15 protein-coding genes are annotated in these 16273 nt (G+C 67.9%); 3 read left to right on the forward strand and 12 right to left on the reverse strand.

Annotated features, from left to right (window positions below; genetic code table 11):
* Positions 1 to 35: 35 nt before the first annotated feature.
* On the forward strand, positions 36 to 926 hold the full coding sequence (locus IEV67_RS00990; protein ID WP_188434668.1) for a LysR family transcriptional regulator: 891 nt from the start codon (positions 36 to 38) through the stop codon (positions 924 to 926).
* Between the two features lie 29 nt (positions 927 to 955).
* On the opposite strand, the gene IEV67_RS00995 is transcribed toward IEV67_RS00990, so the two are convergent.
* From IEV67_RS00995 to IEV67_RS01010, 4 genes are read right to left on the reverse strand one after another with little or no spacing between them, the layout of a single operon-like run.
* Entirely contained in the window at positions 956 to 1774 is an 819-nt protein-coding gene (locus tag IEV67_RS00995) for an FAS1-like dehydratase domain-containing protein (protein ID WP_188434669.1), read from the reverse strand.
* Positions 1771 to 3000 (reverse strand): CaiB/BaiF CoA transferase family protein, encoded by a 1230-nt coding sequence (locus IEV67_RS01000; RefSeq protein WP_188434670.1) that lies wholly within the window; start codon positions 2998 to 3000, stop codon positions 1771 to 1773. Before IEV67_RS01000 ends, IEV67_RS00995 begins: the two co-directional genes overlap by 4 nt.
* A complete protein-coding gene (locus IEV67_RS01005) occupies positions 2997 to 3992 on the reverse strand; it encodes a hydroxymethylglutaryl-CoA lyase (protein ID WP_188434671.1) in 996 nt (331 codons plus the stop codon). The genes IEV67_RS01000 and IEV67_RS01005 overlap by 4 nt, the downstream gene beginning before the upstream one ends.
* Positions 3989 to 5260, reverse strand: a complete 1272-nt coding sequence (locus IEV67_RS01010; RefSeq protein WP_188434672.1) for a hydroxymethylglutaryl-CoA reductase, degradative — start codon at positions 5258 to 5260, stop codon at positions 3989 to 3991. The genes IEV67_RS01005 and IEV67_RS01010 overlap by 4 nt, the downstream gene beginning before the upstream one ends.
* Before the next feature lie 193 nt (positions 5261 to 5453).
* On the opposite strand from IEV67_RS01010, the gene IEV67_RS01015 reads away from it, so the two are divergent.
* Both IEV67_RS01015 and IEV67_RS01020 read left to right on the forward strand, forming a co-directional pair.
* Positions 5454 to 6317 (forward strand): alpha/beta fold hydrolase, encoded by an 864-nt coding sequence (locus IEV67_RS01015; RefSeq protein ID WP_188434673.1) that lies wholly within the window; start codon positions 5454 to 5456, stop codon positions 6315 to 6317.
* A gap of 33 nt (positions 6318 to 6350) precedes the next feature.
* Entirely contained in the window at positions 6351 to 8318 is a 1968-nt protein-coding gene (locus tag IEV67_RS01020; protein WP_188434674.1) for a helix-turn-helix domain-containing protein, read from the forward strand.
* Between the two features lie 5 nt (positions 8319 to 8323).
* Here the strand turns inward: IEV67_RS01020 and IEV67_RS01025 are convergent, their stop codons facing one another.
* The 8 genes from IEV67_RS01025 to IEV67_RS01060 all read right to left on the reverse strand — a co-directional run bounded on the left by IEV67_RS01025 (position 8324) and on the right by IEV67_RS01060 (position 16166).
* Complete coding sequence (locus tag IEV67_RS01025) at positions 8324 to 8749, reverse strand: cupin domain-containing protein (RefSeq protein ID WP_188434675.1); 426 nt, start codon at positions 8747 to 8749, stop codon at positions 8324 to 8326.
* A gap of 9 nt (positions 8750 to 8758) precedes the next feature.
* Positions 8759 to 9532: an ATP-binding cassette domain-containing protein gene (locus IEV67_RS01030; RefSeq protein WP_188434676.1), complete on the reverse strand. Its 774-nt coding sequence runs from the start codon at positions 9530 to 9532 to the stop codon at positions 8759 to 8761.
* Positions 9529 to 10398: an ABC transporter ATP-binding protein gene (locus IEV67_RS01035; protein ID WP_188434677.1), complete on the reverse strand. Its 870-nt coding sequence runs from the start codon at positions 10396 to 10398 to the stop codon at positions 9529 to 9531. Before IEV67_RS01035 ends, IEV67_RS01030 begins: the two co-directional genes overlap by 4 nt.
* Before the next feature lie 84 nt (positions 10399 to 10482).
* Positions 10483 to 12060, reverse strand: a complete 1578-nt coding sequence (locus IEV67_RS01040) for an ABC transporter substrate-binding protein (RefSeq protein ID WP_188434678.1) — start codon at positions 12058 to 12060, stop codon at positions 10483 to 10485.
* Entirely contained in the window at positions 12057 to 13040 is a 984-nt protein-coding gene (locus IEV67_RS01045) for an ABC transporter permease (protein ID WP_188434679.1), read from the reverse strand. Before IEV67_RS01045 ends, IEV67_RS01040 begins: the two co-directional genes overlap by 4 nt.
* The gene (locus IEV67_RS01050) at positions 13037 to 13984 is read right to left on the reverse strand and encodes an ABC transporter permease (protein WP_188434680.1); all 948 of its coding nucleotides are present in this window, start codon (positions 13982 to 13984) and stop codon (positions 13037 to 13039) included. The genes IEV67_RS01045 and IEV67_RS01050 overlap by 4 nt, the downstream gene beginning before the upstream one ends.
* Positions 13985 to 14130: 146 nt before the next feature.
* Entirely contained in the window at positions 14131 to 15261 is a 1131-nt protein-coding gene (solA, locus tag IEV67_RS01055) for an N-methyl-L-tryptophan oxidase (protein ID WP_188434681.1), read from the reverse strand.
* A gap of 194 nt (positions 15262 to 15455) precedes the next feature.
* Positions 15456 to 16166, reverse strand: coding sequence for a GntR family transcriptional regulator (locus IEV67_RS01060; protein ID WP_188434682.1), 711 nt, complete (start codon positions 16164 to 16166; stop codon positions 15456 to 15458).
* Positions 16167 to 16273: the final 107 nt, after the last annotated feature.

Consider the following 16273-nt stretch of genomic DNA (forward strand, 5'->3'; position numbering starts at 1 on the left):
ACCATTCGGTTCTGTCGATGTTTTGAAAGGCTGTGATGTTCGAGCTGCGACGACTGCGACTTCTCCACGAGTTGGCCCTGCGCGGCACGATCTCGGATGTCGCCCGGGCACTCTCGTACAGCCCGTCGACGGTGTCTCAGCAACTCGCTCTGCTGGAACGCGAAGCGGGCGTCGCACTGCTCGAGCCCGACGGACGTCGCGTGCGCCTGACCGCGCAGGGGCGGATGCTGGCCGCGCATGCCGCACGGGCTCTCGAGCTCGACGAGTCGGCCCGTGCCGAGCTCTCTGTTTCGCAGGACTCCTCGGCCGTCGTGAGGATCGCCGTGATGCCGACCGCGGCCGAAGCCCTCGTGCCCGCGGCGCTCACGCTCCTCGCCGAACGCGAACCGCGGCTTCGGCTCGAGATGGTCGAGATGCCGCCGGAGGAGGGCCTGTTCGAGCTGCAGGCGCACGCCTTCGATCTCGTCGTCGCCGAGCAGTACCCCGGTTACACGCGGGAACTCCATCCGGGTATCGAGCGGACACTGATCGGACGCGATCCGGTGCGGCTCGTCGTGCCGCCTGACTCGGCCGCGAACGAGCTCGCCGACCTGCACGATGCGGCGTGGGCGATGGAGCCGCAGGGCGCCGCAGTGCGGCAGTGGGCGGTGCAGCAGTGCCGGGCGGCGGGGTTCGAACCCGACGTGCGGTTCGAATCGACCGACCTCACTGCGCATGCGCGCCTGGCTGCCGCGGGGCATGCCGCCGCCATGCTGCCCGATCTGATCTGGACCGGAGACCGCTCCTCGGTGCGGCTGCTCGAGCTGCCGGGAAGCCCGGTGCGGGAGATCTTCGCCGCGACGAGATCGTCTTCGCGCGACGGTGCCGCGGTCGGCGCCGTGCTGGTGGCGCTGACGGATGCCCTCGCCGCCTCCCAGTCCCGGTGAGTCGGGGGCGCGGATGCTCTCGGTGCGGTTCACACCCAGTTCACCTCGGCGAGCGCGAGAACGGTGTCGGCGGCATCCAGGGCGGTCACCGTCGTCGTGTCGGCGACGGTGCGACCCGCGAACCGGATGGGGCGATCCACCAGTACCGGTGCCACCGCGCGGAGGTTCAGCGCCGCGGGGACGCGGTCCGGCGCATGCCGGCGGGCGGCATCCATCAGCAGGATGCGCGTGAGCGGGCCGTGCACGAGCAGGTCGTCGAGACCCTCGACGTCCCTGGCCCACGCACGGTCGTAGTGGATGAGATGGGTGTTGAACGTCAGCGCGGAGAAGCGGAAGAGCTGGCGAGCGTCCAGCGTGAGCTCGTCGATCCAGTCGGCGGATGCCGCGGCATCCGGATCCGTCTTCGGCGGCCGGACCGGCGCATCCGGATCGGCGTGCTCGAGGAAGACGTCGTGCCAGACGCTCCGGATCGCCGTCTCGCCGCCCACGGCATACTCCCGCTCGACGTCGACGAATGTGAGCCGTCCGCTCGAGCCGTTCTTCTCGACCACGCTGCCCAGCGCAGTGATCTGCGTCACCTCGTCGTCAAGGGCGATCGGCAGGAGGAACTCGGTCGTTTCCCCCGCATACATCCGACGCGGCAGATCGATCTCGGGAATCACGCCGTCGCGCGCCGGCGTGCCGTCTGGACGCAGATCAGCCAATGGCGCGGTGAACGGGAAGTACACGCCCTCCCATGCGGGCGGCAGCGCGGCACCGGGATCCCGTGGCTCCTCCACAGCCGCGAACGTGCCGCGGTACGCCTCCGCCTGCTCGGCGGCGATGCGCTCGGTTCGCACCACGCTCACGGCAGCACTCCCGCCGCTCGCAGCTCGGCGATGCGAGCCTCGTCGTATCCGGCGAGTTCCGACAGCACCTGGTCGGCGTGCTCTGCGAGACGGTTGGCGGTTCGTGCCGGAGTGGCCGGCGTCGCCGACAGCTTGATGGGCTGTCCGAACATCCGAAGAGTCCCGAGGTCGCCGTAGTCGGCCTCGACGATCATGTCGCGCTCGGCGGTGCCGGGATCGTCCACGACCTCGCCGATCGTCTTGATCGCCGTCAGCGGCACGACGTCGCCCGCCATCTCCTCCAGTTCGGCCTTCGTGTGGCCGGCGAGCCAGTCGACCACGATCGGCTTGACCTTGCGCTCGTAGACCTCCGGGACGAGACGCTTGCGCATGGTGTCGATCTCCGGGTCGGCCTTGACCTCCGGAGTGCCGAAGAGGTCGCACGCCGCGTTCCAGAGCTTGTCGGTGTACGCGCCGAAGAACACCTGTCCGTCCGCGCAGTCGAACAGCTCATACGGCTTGACCCAGGAATGCTGGTTGCCCGCGGGCTGCGCGACCTTGCCATCGACCGTGTAGTCGACCACCGCGGTCTCGGTGAGCGCCATGATGCTGTCGACCTGGGCGACGTCGACGAGCTGCCCCTCCCCCGTCGCCTCGGCGTGACGCAGCGCGGCCAGAGTGCCGATCACGGCGAACAGCGTCGCAGAGAGGTCGCCGATCGTCACCCCGACGCGCACCGGCGGCTGGCCCGGGTAGCCGCTCATCGACCAGAGTCCGCCGGCCGCCTGCGCGGTGTTGTCGAACGCAGGGCGGCGACTGCGCGATCCCGTCTGGCCGTAGCCGGAGATCGCGGTGTAGACGAGCTTCGGGTTGATCTCGTGCAGCACGTCGTAGCCGACGCCGAGCTTCGCCATCGTGCCAGGGCGGAAGTTCTCGACCAGGATGTCGGCGTTTCGCACCAGGTCCTTCAGGACCTCCTTGCCCTCGTCACTCGCGAGGTCGAGTCCGACGCCGAGTTTGCCGCGGTTGTACTGGGCGTAGTAGGCGCTGAACTCCTCGTCGCCGTCGGTCAGGTACGGCGGGAAGCCGCGCGACACATCAGGGTCGCGCGGGTTCTCGATCTTGATGACCGTGGCGCCCAGGTCTGCGAGCATCTGGGCGGCATAGGGGCCGGCGAGCACGCGTGAGAGATCGAGCACGGTCACGCCGTTCAGAGAACCGGGAGCGGGAAGAGTGGTGTCGATCATGCGTTCGTCGCCTCCTGAGTGCGAGTGTCGTTGCCTGCTCCGGCGGCGGCGAGTGCGGCTGCGACGTTCGACGGCGCCTTGACGCCGCGCACACGTGACAGCCAGAGCGTCGTCGCGGCGAGAGCCGTGAGGTCGAGGCCGGTTTTGATGCCGAGTCCGTGCAGCATCCACACGAGATCCTCTGTCGCGAGGTTACCGGTCGCGCCCTTCGCGTAGGGGCATCGGCCGAGTCCTCCTACCGATGCGTCGAACTCGGCGATGCCGAGGCGAAGCGCCGCATGCACGTTCGCCAACGACTGACCGTAGGTGTCGTGGAGGTGCAGCGCGATGCTTCCGACCGGCACTCCGGCGGCCAGCGTCTGCTCGACGACGCGCGTGGTGAGCCCTGGGGTGGCGACGCCGATCGTGTCGCCGAGGGCGACGGTGCGGCATCCGGCCTGGTGCAGCACCGATGCGGTCTCGACGACCACGTCGGTGTCGACCTGACCCTCCCATGGGTCGCCGAAGGCCATCGAGACGTACCCGCGCACCGGGATGCCGTCGGCGGTCGCCGCCGCGATCACCTCGGTGGCACGGTCGATCGCGCCTGCGCGCGTGTTGTTGAGATTGGCCTTCGCGAACGACTCGGTGGCGCTGACGACGACGGCCACTTCGCGGATGCCGGAGTCGATCGCCCGCTGTAGACCCTTCAGATTCGGGACGAGGGCGACGGAGCGCGCGCCGGCAGGCACGTCGACGGATGCCACGACCTCTGCCGCGTCGGCGAGCTGCGGGATCCACGCCGGCGGCACGAAACTCGTGATCTCGAGGTTGCGCGTGCCCGCGGCGAACAGCCGGCGGCACAGCTCGGCCTTGACGGCCGCCGGGATGATGTCGGCCTCGGCCTGCAGTCCGTCACGGGGTCCTACCTCGTACACGGTCACGCGCTGGGGCAGGCCGGGCTCCGGTTGCACACGCGGCGCCGGCATAGTGCTCATCGTGCCGGTGCTCATCGTGCGGCTCGCAACTCGGTCAGCACCTCGCGGGCGTACTCGACCCGGATGCGGCGATCGGCCACGATGCGCGCGGCGACGGCGCCGATCTCATCGACTTCGGCGCCGGCGCTCGCGGCGATCGTGCGCGCGTGCAGTGTCATGTGCCCTCGTTGGATGCCCTCTGCGGCGAGCGCACGGCACGCCGCGAGGTTCTGGGCGAGGCCGACGGCTGCGATCACGCTCGCCAGCTCTCTGGCCGTCCCCACGCCGAGCATCTTCACTGCGGCCTGCGCGGTCGGGTGCACGCGGGTGGCGCCGCCGACGAGGCCGACCGCGAGCGGCACCTCGAGTGTGCCCACGAGGTTGCCATCGGCGTCCTTCTCGAACTGCGACAGCGCCGAGTACTGCCCTGTGCGTGCCGCATGCGAATGGCATCCGGATTCGACGGCCCTGGTGTCGTTGCCCGTGGCCAGCACCACCGCGGTGATGCCGTTCATGATGCCCTTGTTGTGCGTCGCCGCACGATACGGGTCGGCTTCGGCGAACGCGCTCGCGGCCACGATGTCATCGACGACCTGTGCGCCGCCGAGGAGCCCGGCATCGAACACGGCACGCGCCCGCGTGACGCGCAGTTCTGCCTTGTTCGTGAGGATGCGCAGCAGCGTGCGGCTGCCGGCGACCTCCGCGATGCGGGGAGCGATGGCCTCGGCCATCGTGTTGACGGCGTTGGCCCCCATGGCGTCTCTGACGTCGACGTGAAGATGGGCGATGACCTGGGTGCCTGCACGGGTGGGCAGGACACGAACGATGATGTCGAAGGCGCCGCCGCCGAGGGAGACGAGCATCGGGTCCTGCTCGTTGGCGAGTGCGAGGAGCTCGTCCTTCGCCTCGAGCAGCGCGAAGCGCGTGCCGTGCGGGTCGACGGAGTCGAGCACCTGGATCTGCGCGATCATGACATCGCCGGTATAAGAGGTGGTGAACCCGCCGTGATCGCGCGCCATGCGAGCGGCGTTCGAAGCCGCGGCGACGACGCTCGGCTCCTCCGTGGCCATCGGGATCAGCCGGTCCTGGCCGTCGATCGTGAAGTTCGTGGCGACGCCCACCGGGATCGAGAGCAGCCCGACGACGTTCTCGATCATGTGATCGGCCTGGGCGAGGGAGAGTCCTCCGTCCGGCCCCAGAGCGGCGAGCGCATCCGAGTCGACGGCTGCGCCCTCGGCCACGAGAGCGAGCCGCTCTTCCGGTGTGTGATCTCGCAGTCCTGAGATGCGGCTGTTGACAGGCATCGGCTACCTTCCCTCATAGGCAGCGGCCGGCTTCTGGCGCTGCGGTCTAGGAAACACTATGAGGGGCGCTCGCAGCCGACGATGGGCGCATCACCTATTGGGTGCCCGCTGGTGTATGTCCATGTCACATCACTGCCGCTCGGCACCCGACCTAGACTCGCAGCACGCATCCGATGCACCCGAGGAGACCCAGATGCCTTACACCGAGCCCGACGGAGCTCGCCTGTACTACGAGACGTTCGGCGCTGAGACGGACCCGCTGCTGGTGCTGGTCTCCGGCGGCGGTGCGCAGCTGCTGAGCTGGGATGAGGAGTTCATCGCGCATCTGACGTCAGGGGGGCTGCGGGTCGTCCGCTTCGACAACCGCGACACCGGGTTCTCCGAGCGCTTCGGCGGCGAGGACGACGTCGACGGCGGCTACGACCTGGCCGATATGGGTGACGACATCGTGCGCATCCTCGATCATCTCGGCGTGGAATCGGCGCACATCGCCGGGCACTCGATGGGCGGGATGATGGCGCAGATGGTCGCGATCCAGCATCCTGAGCGCGTCCGCAGCCTCGGGCTGCTCTCCACGATCCCCGGCCGCAGCCCGCGGTGGGTCCTGCACGGCGAACGCCCGGAGCTGCTCCAGCCGCCGGTTCGGGTGACGCGAGAGCAGGCCGTGGCCTTCGCCGAGCACGCCGTGTCTTCCGCCCCTCCGACGCGATATGACCCGCAGGCGGCGTGGCATGTGGCCAAGGCGGGCGAAGCGTACGACCGCGGATACGCGCCTGAGGGGTTCTCGCGGCAGTGGGCCGCGCTGAGGCGTGCGCCGGAGCGCCTCGAGGACCTGCGGACAGTGACCGTGCCGACCCTGGTGTTCCACGGTCGCGATGACGACGTGCTCAGTTGGCTCTCGGCGGTCGACATCGCCGAAGCGATGCAGGGCGCGGAGCTGCAGGTGCAGCCGGACATGGGCCACCTCATCCCCCACGAGCTGTGGCCGGATCTCGCGGGGGCGCTGCTGCGCACCGCCAGACGGGCTGAAGAACGACTGGCCGAGGGATCCCGCTGACCGAGGACGCCCACGTTGATCAGGGAACCTGACATGCTCGACACTGGAGTCGTGCGCATCACCGCGCCGCTCGGCGAGGAAGGAGTCCGGGTGAGAGAGGATTCCGAGGCGATCGCAGCTCTGCTCGATGCTGCCTACGACCCCGACCTGGTCGGTCCCACCGCCGTCAGCGACGCCCTGCGCCTGATCGGAGCGTCGGACGACGATGCCGCCGACCTCGCCGACCGTGTCGGCCGCTCGCAGCGCGAACTGTCGCGACTGCGACGCAGGGAGCACGAACTGTCCGCGCTGTTCTCCAGCGCCCGCGAGCTCGCAGAGCTCCGCGACAGCGACGCCGTCCTGGCCAGACTCGTGCAGCGTGCTCACGAGATGATGGGCGTGGATGTCGCCTACCTGTCCGAGTTCGATCCAGAGACGCGCGAACTGCGAGTGCGGGAGACGAGCGGCTCGGTGAGCGCCTCGTTCCAGTCCCTGCGGGTTCCGCCAGGGCGGGGTCTCGCGAGCGTCGTGGTCGAATCGCGCACGGCGCAGTGGGTGTCGGACTATTCCGCATACGCCGCGGAGCGGCACGACTCCGGCATCGATGACGCCGTATCCTCCGAAGGTCTGGTGGCGCTGCTCGGCGTGCCGATGCTCACGAGCGACGACGTGCTCGGAGTGCTGTTCGTAGCGAACCGCGCGGCGACGCACTTCAGCCCGGAGGAGGTCGCGCTGCTCTCCGCGGTCGCAGACCATGCCTCGGTCATCCTGCAGACCACCCAGACGCTGCGCAGTCTGCAGGAGTCGGAGGACGCCAGCCGTCGGACGCTGGAGAGCCTGACGGCGCATCTCGTGGAACGCGACCGGGCCAACACCGTGCACCAGGAACTCGTCCAGGCGGTGCTCGCGGGCGGTGGTTTCGCGCCCGTCGCCGAGACCCTGGCATCGGCCCTGAACCGGGCCGTCGCGATCCTCGATGCACAGGAGCACGTGATCGCGGCGGCAGGGCTCCCGCTCGCCCCGCGAATGCTGGCACCCGATGCAGCGACTCGTGAGGCGATCGCGGAGAGCCGACGCTCAGGGCACTGCGTCGCCGTCGACGGGCCCGGAGTGCGAGCGGTCGCCGCCCTCACGGCCGGCAATCGGCACTTCGGCGCGCTGCTGCTCGGCGACGGAGACTTCGAGCTCGGCGCCGTCGACTTCCGCACAGTGGAGCGCGCCGCACAGGTGGGGGCTCTGCTCGAGCTGCAGCAGGAGGCGGCCTCCGGTGCAGATCACCGGGTGCGCAGCGAACTCATCGCGGATCTTCTCGACGATGTCCCTGAGCGGCGTCCGGATGTCGAGCGTCGGGCCAGGCGACTGGGCGTGGACCTGCACACACTGGATTCGCTGCTGCTGCTTTCCGTGCCCGGAGATCAGCAGACCGCAGCCGCGCGGTCACTCGGCCGCCAACTCGACGACCGGACGCTGGTCGGCGAGTACCGTGGCTTCGTCGTCGCTGCGCACTCCTCGGCGCGTGACGCGTTCGATCCGGAGCGACTGCGGAGGCAGGTGGCCGCGGCGATCGAGCATCCGGTCGCCGCCGTCATCCCCCGTCGGTCTCCCGGCTCCCTGTCGGAAGCGTTCCAGACGGCGATGCGCACGGCACGGCTGCTGACCGCGCTGGAGATCACCGACGTCACCGCCAGCGTGGACGACTTCCTTCCCTACTCCGCGATCCTCGACACGGACTCGCAGGCGCTCAGCGCATTCCTGCGCGATACGATCGGCGCCGTGCGCGAGTACGACGCCGAGCGCAATGCCGACCTGCTCGGGACGCTGCGCGCGTTCATGCGCAACAACGCCAGCCCGACGCGCACGGCCAGGGCGCTGAACTTCCACACGAACACGATCCTGCAGCGCCTCGACCGTCTCGATCACGTACTCGGTGCGTCATGGCGCGATGACGAGCGGATGTTCCGCCTCGGCATCGCCGTGCGTCTGGACGAACTGCGGGAGCGACTGCAGTCGCGTCGGTCCTGATCGGCTCAGCGGTCAGTCTCGACGTCGAACTTCTCCTCGCCGGTCTGGTTGAAGGGGTGCGGGCCCCGTGGGCCGAAGACCAGGATCAACTCTGCCGGAGCATCCGATTCATTGCGCACGCCGTGCCGCACCCCTTCCGGGGCGTAGAAGGCATCCCCAGGGCGCAGCACACGCCGTTCGTCGTCCGAGCTGAAGACCACCTCGCCGGCAGTGACGACGTAGATCTCGTCTGAGCTGCCGGGAGAGCAGCTGTCCCCGGAGCCCTCCAGGTGGATGTGCTGGCCCTCCTCGGCACCGGGCTCGAGGTGGTAGAGCATCACGGAACTCGGCAGATGCGTCGTCTCCTTGAAGTACCACTCGATGCCGATGCGTCCCGCGCCGCGGTACAGCTCCCATTCGTGGGCGTTGTCGCCTCGCCTCTGCATCCGCATGTCTGCTCCTCAGGTGCGATACAGCACCGGCATCGACTGCAGCAGACCCTGGGTGTACGGATGCTGCGGAGCAGTCATCACCTGCTCGCCGGTGCCCTCTTCGACGACCCGGCCATCGTGCATGACGGCCACCCGATGGGCGATGTGGTGCACGACCGCGAGGTTGTGGGTGATGAACAGGTACGTGACGCCGGTCTGCTCCTGCAGCCGCACGAGGAGGTTCAGCACCTGTGCCTGCACCGAGACGTCCAGCGCAGACGTGGGCTCATCGAGCACGATGAACTCCGGCTCGGCGGCCATGGCGCGGGCGATCGCGATGCGCTGGCGCTGCCCGCCGGAGAACTCGTGGGGATACTTGTTGACCGCGTCCGACGGGATGCCGACCTGATCCAGCGCCTCGTACACGCGCATCCGTCGTTCTGAACTCGCCATTCCGGCCGCCACCAGCGGCTCAGCGATGGAGCGTGCGATCGTGAACCGGGGATCGAGGGAGTCGTTCGGATCTTGGAAGACCATCTGGATCCGCCGGCGGTGCCGGCGCAACGACCGGCCGCGCAGTCCGGTGACGTCTTCGCCATCGAACTCGATGCTGCCGGCCGTCGGGCGACGCATGAGCAGGATGGCTCGAGCCAGGGTGCTCTTGCCGGAGCCGGACTCGCCGACGAGCCCGAGCGTCTCTCCGCGGCGCACGTCGAGGCTCACGTCATCCAGGGCGGTCATGGTGTTCTCGCCATGGCCGAAGCGCTGGGTGATGTTCTTCACCCGCAGGACGTCGTCGGTCATGAGACCTCCTCCAGAACAGCCGGAACCTCATGGAAGTCGTTGTCGGCGGGTATGACCGCCAGCGGCGAGCGCACAGGCACGGACGGTCGCGGGATGCTCTCGAGCAGAGCCCTGGTGTACGGATGCTGCGGGTCATCGAGGATGCGTTCGGTGGATCCGTACTCCACGATGCGGCCGCGATACATCACCGCGATGCGCTCGCAGAGCTGACCGATGACGCCGAGGTCGTGACTGATGAAGAGCACCCCCATCCCTGTCTCGTCGCGCAGCGCGCGGATGAGGTCGAGGATCTGCGCCTGGACCGTGACATCCAGCGCGGTGGTCGGCTCGTCGGCGACGAGAAGGGCTGGATCGGCGGCCACGGCGATCGCGATGACGACGCGCTGGCGCTGTCCGCCGGACAGCTGGTGGGGGTAATAGCCCATGCGGCGCTCGGCGTCTGGCATCTGGACGAGCCGGAGGATGTCGAGGGCTTTGGCGCGAGCCGTCCTCTTGTCGGCGACGCCGTGGATGAGCAGCACCTCTGCGATCTGCGCGCCGATCCTCATGCACGGATTCAGCGCCGACATCGGCTCCTGGAACACCATCGAGGCGCGGACGCCCCGCACGCGGCCCCAGTCGCGCTCAGAGGCGTTGTTCATCTCGGAGCCGACCACAGACATGGTGTCTGCGGTGACGGTCGCGGAATCGGGAAGCAGCCCCATCATCGCCAGTGCGACGCTGGACTTGCCACTGCCCGATTCGCCGATGACGCCGACGATCTCTCCCTGGCGCACGCGCAGCGAGACGTCGGTCACCGACGCGGGTGCGTTGCCGTAGGCGATGGTCAGGCCCTCCACCCGGAGAGCGTCGGTATCGGTGCTCACTGTGTAAACCAGCTTTCGGTCAGAAATCATCGGAACTGCGGGTTCGGAGAGCGAGGCGACCGCTGCCGCCCCGCTCTCCGGTGCTCACTGTGCGAGCCAGGCGGTGTCGAGACCGGAACGCGAGTAGAACACGTCGTTCTCGTAGCCCTGCAGTTTGGTGCTGTCCCACACTTCGAAGTACACCGGCACCGCGGCGGGCACGAACTCGAGCACCTGCTCGGCGGCTTCCGTCGCGAACTGATCGACGAGGTCGGCGTACTCCTCCGGCGTCGCGGCCGCCTTCGCCTGGATCAGCAGCTCGCGCGCCTTCTCGGCGTCGGGATTGCCGTCCCAGTGGTTGTACACGCCGCCGGGCAGCAGTACCGGCTCCATGTAGAACACCGCAGATGCGCGGGGACTGCCCGGAATGGCCACGAGGTCGGTCCATGTCTCGCCCGAGGTGAATATCGGCGCGATCTCCGACAGCGGGGTCGATTCGAGCTTCAGCGTGATGCCGGCCTCAGCGAGCTGCTGCTGCATCATCTCGTAGACCGGATGGTGTGCCGCGGCGACATCACCCATGTAGCTCAGTGTGATCTCGGGGTTCGGCTGACCGGCCTCTTCCAGCAACTTCTTCGCCTCATCGACGTCGCGCTGGTAGTACGGCAGGTCGGCAGCGTCCGGAGCACCGGGGTCGCCGGCCGGCGGCACGAATGAGACGCCGGCGTTGCCGAGCATCGCGGTGTCGACCAGTGCGTCACGGTCGAGGGCGAGTGAGAAGGCGCGCCGCACGTTGACGTCGGCGAGCGGGCCGGCCTCAGGGTTGATGTAGATCGCGAGGTTCTGCCGGAACGCGGCATCTCCGAGCGTGAAGCCGGCGGACTCGGCCTGCTGAGCGAGGCTTCCGTCGATGAACGACGCGGCCTGGACACTCCCCTGCTGCACCGCGGCGAGAAGCGTGTTCTCATCCGGGTAGAACTCGAAGACGATCTTGTCCAGGTACGACTCCTCGCCCCAGTAGTTCTCGTTCTTCTCCAGCGTGATCGACACGCCCTGCTTCCACTCGGTCACCTGGTAGGCGCCGGTGCCGACGCTGAGGGTCTGTCGCTCCTCCTCGGTGGCACCGCCGTACGCCTCCTCACCGACGATGAAGAACGTCTGACGCGCGGACACCGCGTCGAGGAAGGTCCCGTCCGGCTGGCTGAAGTGGAAGGTGACCTCGTGGTCGCCGGTCGCCTCCACGCTCTCCATGCTGCTGAGATACGTGGCGTTGGATCCGCCGTCCTTGCGTGTCTCGAAGGAGTAGACCACGTCGCCGGCGTCGAATGCAGTGCCGTCGGCGAACGTCACGTCATCGCGGAGCTGGAAGACCCAGGTCAGCTCATCGGTCTGCTCCCACTCGGTGGCGAGTGCAGGCTGAATGGTTCCATCATCATCGCGGGTGAGGAGGGTGTCGTAGGCGATCGAGTCGATGACCTCGGCTGCGATCGCCGACGCGACCATCGGGTCGATGCCGCCGGCGGATGGTTCTGCGGGGACACCCCAGGTGAGGGTGCCTCCGGCAACGGGGTCGCCTACCGGTTCTGCAGGGCCGGCAGCGTCGCCGGTCCCGGAGGTGCAGCCGGTGAGTACCAGGACGGCCACGGCGGCGGTCGCCACTCCCGTCAGGAATCTCTTGTTCATTGCTGACTCTCTTCTGTGTCGGTGTTTCGGGTATGTGCTGCTTCTTCGGGTGCTTCGGTGTTACGGGTGGAAGTCGCTTTCGTGCCGCGGCGCTTCTTCACGCCGGTGAGGGAGAACGCCGGCTCACGGCGAGGGGCGAGCCAGTCCTGCAGGCCGTCGGCGAGCAGGTTCCACGCGGCGGAGAGAAGGATGATCACCAGCGACGGCAGGATGATGAGCAGCGGCTGCAGCTGCATGAAGCGGGTGAACTCGCTGATCATCCGGCCCGCCGACGGCTCGGGGGCCTGAACGCCCTGACCGAGGTAGCTCAATGCCGCCTCGATGAGCACGATCTGCGAGGCGACGGAGGCGAACTGCACGAACAGCGGTGTGAGCACGTTCGGGAGGAGGTGCTCGACGACGACGCGCGAGCCGCGGACGCCGCTGAGCTTCGCGGCCAGGACGAAGTCGCGTTCGCGCATCGCGATGACCGGCGCCCGCATGACCCGGGCGAAGCCAGGGGCGAACACGAGGCCGAGCGCGAAGATCAGCGGTATCGGACCGTTGCCGATGATGACGCCGACGACGAGTGCGACGAGGATGGCCGGCAACGCCAGCACGGCATCGACGATGCGCATGATGACGGCATCCACCCACCCGCCGATGTAGCCGGCGATGAGACCGAACGTCGTGCCGACGACAGCGCCGAGAAGCGCGCCCGCCCCGGAGATGATCAGGCTGGTGCGCGCCGCGAGCGCGAGCCGGGTGAACGTGTCCCGGCCGAGGTTGTCGGTGCCGAGGAGGTTCGATCCGCTCGGTCCTGACAGCGGCGTGCCCGCCGTGGCGAGTGGATCATAGGGCGGCCAGAAGGTCATCCATCCGGCGAGGATGAGGATGAAGGCGAGGATGCCGGCTCCGCTCCAGAATGCGGGGCCGAACTTCGGACGGCGACGGCGGGTGCCTGCGCCCTTGATCATGGCGATCTCGCGGGTGACAGTCATGTGTGAACCCTCACTCGTGGGTCGATCAGCGGGTAGATCAGATCGACGATGAAATTGATGAGGACGTAGACCGCGCCGATCAGCAGCACGGTGGCCTGGATGATCGGGTAGTCGGAGGATCGGATGCCGCTGAGCAGCAGCGACCCGATGCCGGGGATGGCGAACACGGCCTCGATCACGACGGTGCCGCCGACGAGCGCAGCGAGCTCGATCCCGATCACGGTGGTAACCGGGATCAGTGCGTTGCGCAGGGCGTGACGGCCGACGAGTCGACCGGGTGAGGCGCCCTTCGCGCGAGCAGTGCGGACGAAGTCCTGGCCCAGGGTATCCAGCAGGGTCCCTCGTGTGTAGCGGGCGATGATCGCCGCGAGCACCAGACCGATGAGCAGAGCGGGAAGCACCAGGACTCCGAGAGCGCGCAGCGGATCGTTCGCCGCCCCGGCGAACCCCACCAGAGGCAGCTTCAGGGTCAATGAGTTGATGAGGATCAGGACCGTTCCGAGTACGAACGGCGGAGTGGCCAGCAGCACGAACGACGCACCGCGCACGACGTTGTCGCTGGGCTTGCGCCACCGGGTCGCGGCGAGGACACCGGCCGGAATGCCCATGGCGACGCCGAAGATGGTGGCGAGCACAGCGAGCATGAGACTGATCGGGAGTCGTGCAGCGATGAGGCTGGATACCGAGCCGGGGATGGTGATGGCCGCGCCGAAGTCGCCGCGCAGCACGCCGAACAGCCAGACGAAGTACTGCGTGAACCACGGCTGGTCGAGGCCGAGTTTGGTGCGCAGCGCATCCAGGGCCGCCGGGTCAGGGTTCGCAGGATCGGCGAAGGCCGCGAGCGGATCTCCGGGGATGATCCGCACCATCGAGAACACGAGGATCGAGAGCACGAAGAGGACGAAGAGCGAGGAGAGGATCCGCGTGATGACGTAGCGAACCATTCAGCAGCTCATCTCTGTCTTCGGTGACATAGCGGTCACGGTACTGGCATCGTCGTCAGCGGATAACGTCAGGTCGGCCCAGGCAATCGGGTACATCATGGGTGAAACCTCCATAGGCTGGGGGTGCGGCATCGCTCGGGTTGCGATCAGCGCGAAGCGGCGGGAGCGGGCGCTGCGAACATCGAGATGTCGTCGGTGGATTCCCCGTCGAGTGCGAGCTCGGCGAGGATGCGTCCGATGGCCGGCGTGAACTTGAACCCGTGTCCTGCGGCGAGCGCGACGATGATGTCGGGGTGCTCGTGCAGAGGACTCAGGATGAAGCGACGATCCGGGGTGAGGGCGTACTGGCATGTCACGGTGCGCATCTCGGGACCCGCATCCGGAATCAATCCGTGCACGAACTCGCCGAGCTGCGTGGTCAGCTCCGGAGACGGCACGTACGTGCGCTCTGCCGGCGTCATCCGATTGAACGACACGTCGCGCGCCGCCTTGATCGTGGGTTCCCCGTACGTCGGGAATCCGTAGTAGCACTCGTCGTCCTCCCAGATCCAGACCGGGAATCGGTCGCTGCCGTGCTCCTCCGGGCTCGCCGATTGAAAGTACGTGACCTGCTCCTGCATGACATCCAGCGGGATGGCCGCGCCGAGCGGCTCGAGGAGCGCATTGGTCCAGGCATCCGCCGCGACGACGACCTTGCCGGCCCTGATATCGCCGCCCGCGGTGCGAACGATCACCCCATCGCCGTCCGGAATCAGCGCCTCGACCTGTGTGCGGTCACGGATGTCGGCGCCGTGCACGCGCGCCCGCATCTGCAGTGTGGCAACGGTGCGCGCCGCGTGGGCGATTCCGGTGTCGGCGGTGTAGACGGTCTCGACGCCTTCCGGCACCCGGAACTGCGGCCAGCGCTCCTGGACCTCTGAAGGACTGAGCAGTTCGTGCGGCACATCGCACTCCTCGAGCGCCGAGGTGAAGTCGGATGCCGAGTAGGGCCCCGCGATGGGAAGGAAGATCACTCCACCGGTGATGGTCAGCAGCCGCTCGCCGGATTCCGCTTCGAGATCGGCCCAGTCCCGGTAGGCGGACTGCGCCAGACGGACGTACTGGGTTGCGCCGTATGAGGTCCGCACGATGCGCGAGGTGTCGTGCGATGCTCCGCGCACGTGCCCGAGTTCATACTGCTCGAAGGCGACGACCTTCGCCCCGCGACGGGCGAGCTGATACGCGGCGGCGCTGCCGAGCGCTCCCATTCCGACGACTGCGACCTCGAATGACTCCATGACGCTTCACTGCTCCTTCTGCGGGTGGGATTCACGCAAGTGTGAGGGAGTGCGCGGGCCCTCGTATATGGATCGAAGCTCCATGTTGATCGGGTCAGGATGTGTGGGATGCACGGCGAACGCTCGCTCGTCACACGAGAAGGTCCGTCCCGTTTCAGGGACGTTTCCGATCGCGCCTATCTCGGCTGCGAGGCTCAGACGGGTGCCGACGCTGATGCCAGCAGATCGTCCGGCCACCCGTCCGGGAGGGGCTCCCCTGTGCGGTCTCCGACCTGGCGCATCAGCAGCCGTGCAGTCTGAAGAAGATGACGGTTCATCTCATCGCCTGCTGTGCGCGGATCGCCCGCGAGCACAGCATCCACGATGGGCAGATGCTCTTCATGCACGTCCAGGAGGCTGCGCGAACGGTCGAACGTGGATGCGTCCATCACGAGAGTCAGCTCGCGCAGGGCGCGCACATGCGCGGTGAGTCGGTCATTGCCCATGGCGTCGAGGATGCGCTCATGCATCATGATGTCCCGTTCGACGAAGGCGGCCACATCGTCCTTCTGCGCCGCATCGCGCATGACCTCGAGATCTTCCTCGAGCAGTCGCGCTCGTTCTGGAGTGCAGTGCGCTGCCGCGAACCTGGTGGCGGGGACCTCGAGCAGCAGTCGCAGTTCGAAGATGCGCCGGATGTCGTCCACACCGATTCCTCGAACGCGAACGCCCCTGTTGCGTTCCACCGTCACCAGGCCTGCTTCTGCCAACCGCAGCACGGCGTCGCGCGTCGGTGTCCTTGAGACGTCGAAGCGCTCGGCGAGCGCGTAGATCGAATGGAGGCTGCCCTCGGCCAGCGCACCGGAGACGATCTCCATGCGCAGACGCTCGAACAGACGATCCGAGATCGTCGCACGCTCGTGCATCGCCGCCTCCTGCTGCCGCCACACGCGGCAGTCGACTCTACCCGCTCGACAGCACGCGGTGCATCTGCAGGCGCCACGCCGGGCGCGCTGCAGATGCCCCACCGTCG

The organism is Microbacterium murale (genome assembly GCF_014635185.1).
In the GTDB taxonomy this organism is placed as follows: domain Bacteria; phylum Actinomycetota; class Actinomycetes; order Actinomycetales; family Microbacteriaceae; genus Microbacterium; species Microbacterium murale.

Bases quoted from the DNA above. Each gene is read 5' to 3' on its own strand.
- IEV67_RS00990 (WP_188434668.1), top strand. From the start codon at position 36: ATGTTCGAGCTGCGACGACTGCGACTTCTCCACGAGTTGGCCCTGCGC.
- IEV67_RS01000 (WP_188434670.1), bottom strand. From the start codon at position 3,000: ATGATCGACACCACTCTTCCCGCTCCCGGTTCTCTGAACGGCGTGACC.
- IEV67_RS01005 (WP_188434671.1), bottom strand. From the start codon at position 3,992: ATGAGCACCGGCACGATGAGCACTATGCCGGCGCCGCGTGTGCAACCG.
- IEV67_RS01010 (WP_188434672.1), bottom strand. From the start codon at position 5,260: ATGCCTGTCAACAGCCGCATCTCAGGACTGCGAGATCACACACCGGAA.
- IEV67_RS01015 (WP_188434673.1), top strand. From the start codon at position 5,454: ATGCCTTACACCGAGCCCGACGGAGCTCGCCTGTACTACGAGACGTTC.
- IEV67_RS01020 (WP_188434674.1), top strand. From the start codon at position 6,351: ATGCTCGACACTGGAGTCGTGCGCATCACCGCGCCGCTCGGCGAGGAA.
- IEV67_RS01025 (WP_188434675.1), bottom strand. From the start codon at position 8,749: ATGCGGATGCAGAGGCGAGGCGACAACGCCCACGAATGGGAGCTGTAC.
- IEV67_RS01030 (WP_188434676.1), bottom strand. From the start codon at position 9,532: ATGACCGACGACGTCCTGCGGGTGAAGAACATCACCCAGCGCTTCGGC.
- IEV67_RS01040 (WP_188434678.1), bottom strand. From the start codon at position 12,060: ATGAACAAGAGATTCCTGACGGGAGTGGCGACCGCCGCCGTGGCCGTC.
- IEV67_RS01045 (WP_188434679.1), bottom strand. From the start codon at position 13,040: ATGACTGTCACCCGCGAGATCGCCATGATCAAGGGCGCAGGCACCCGC.
- IEV67_RS01050 (WP_188434680.1), bottom strand. From the start codon at position 13,984: ATGGTTCGCTACGTCATCACGCGGATCCTCTCCTCGCTCTTCGTCCTC.
- solA (WP_188434681.1), bottom strand. From the start codon at position 15,261: ATGGAGTCATTCGAGGTCGCAGTCGTCGGAATGGGAGCGCTCGGCAGC.
- IEV67_RS01060 (WP_188434682.1), bottom strand. From the start codon at position 16,166: ATGCACGAGCGTGCGACGATCTCGGATCGTCTGTTCGAGCGTCTGCGC.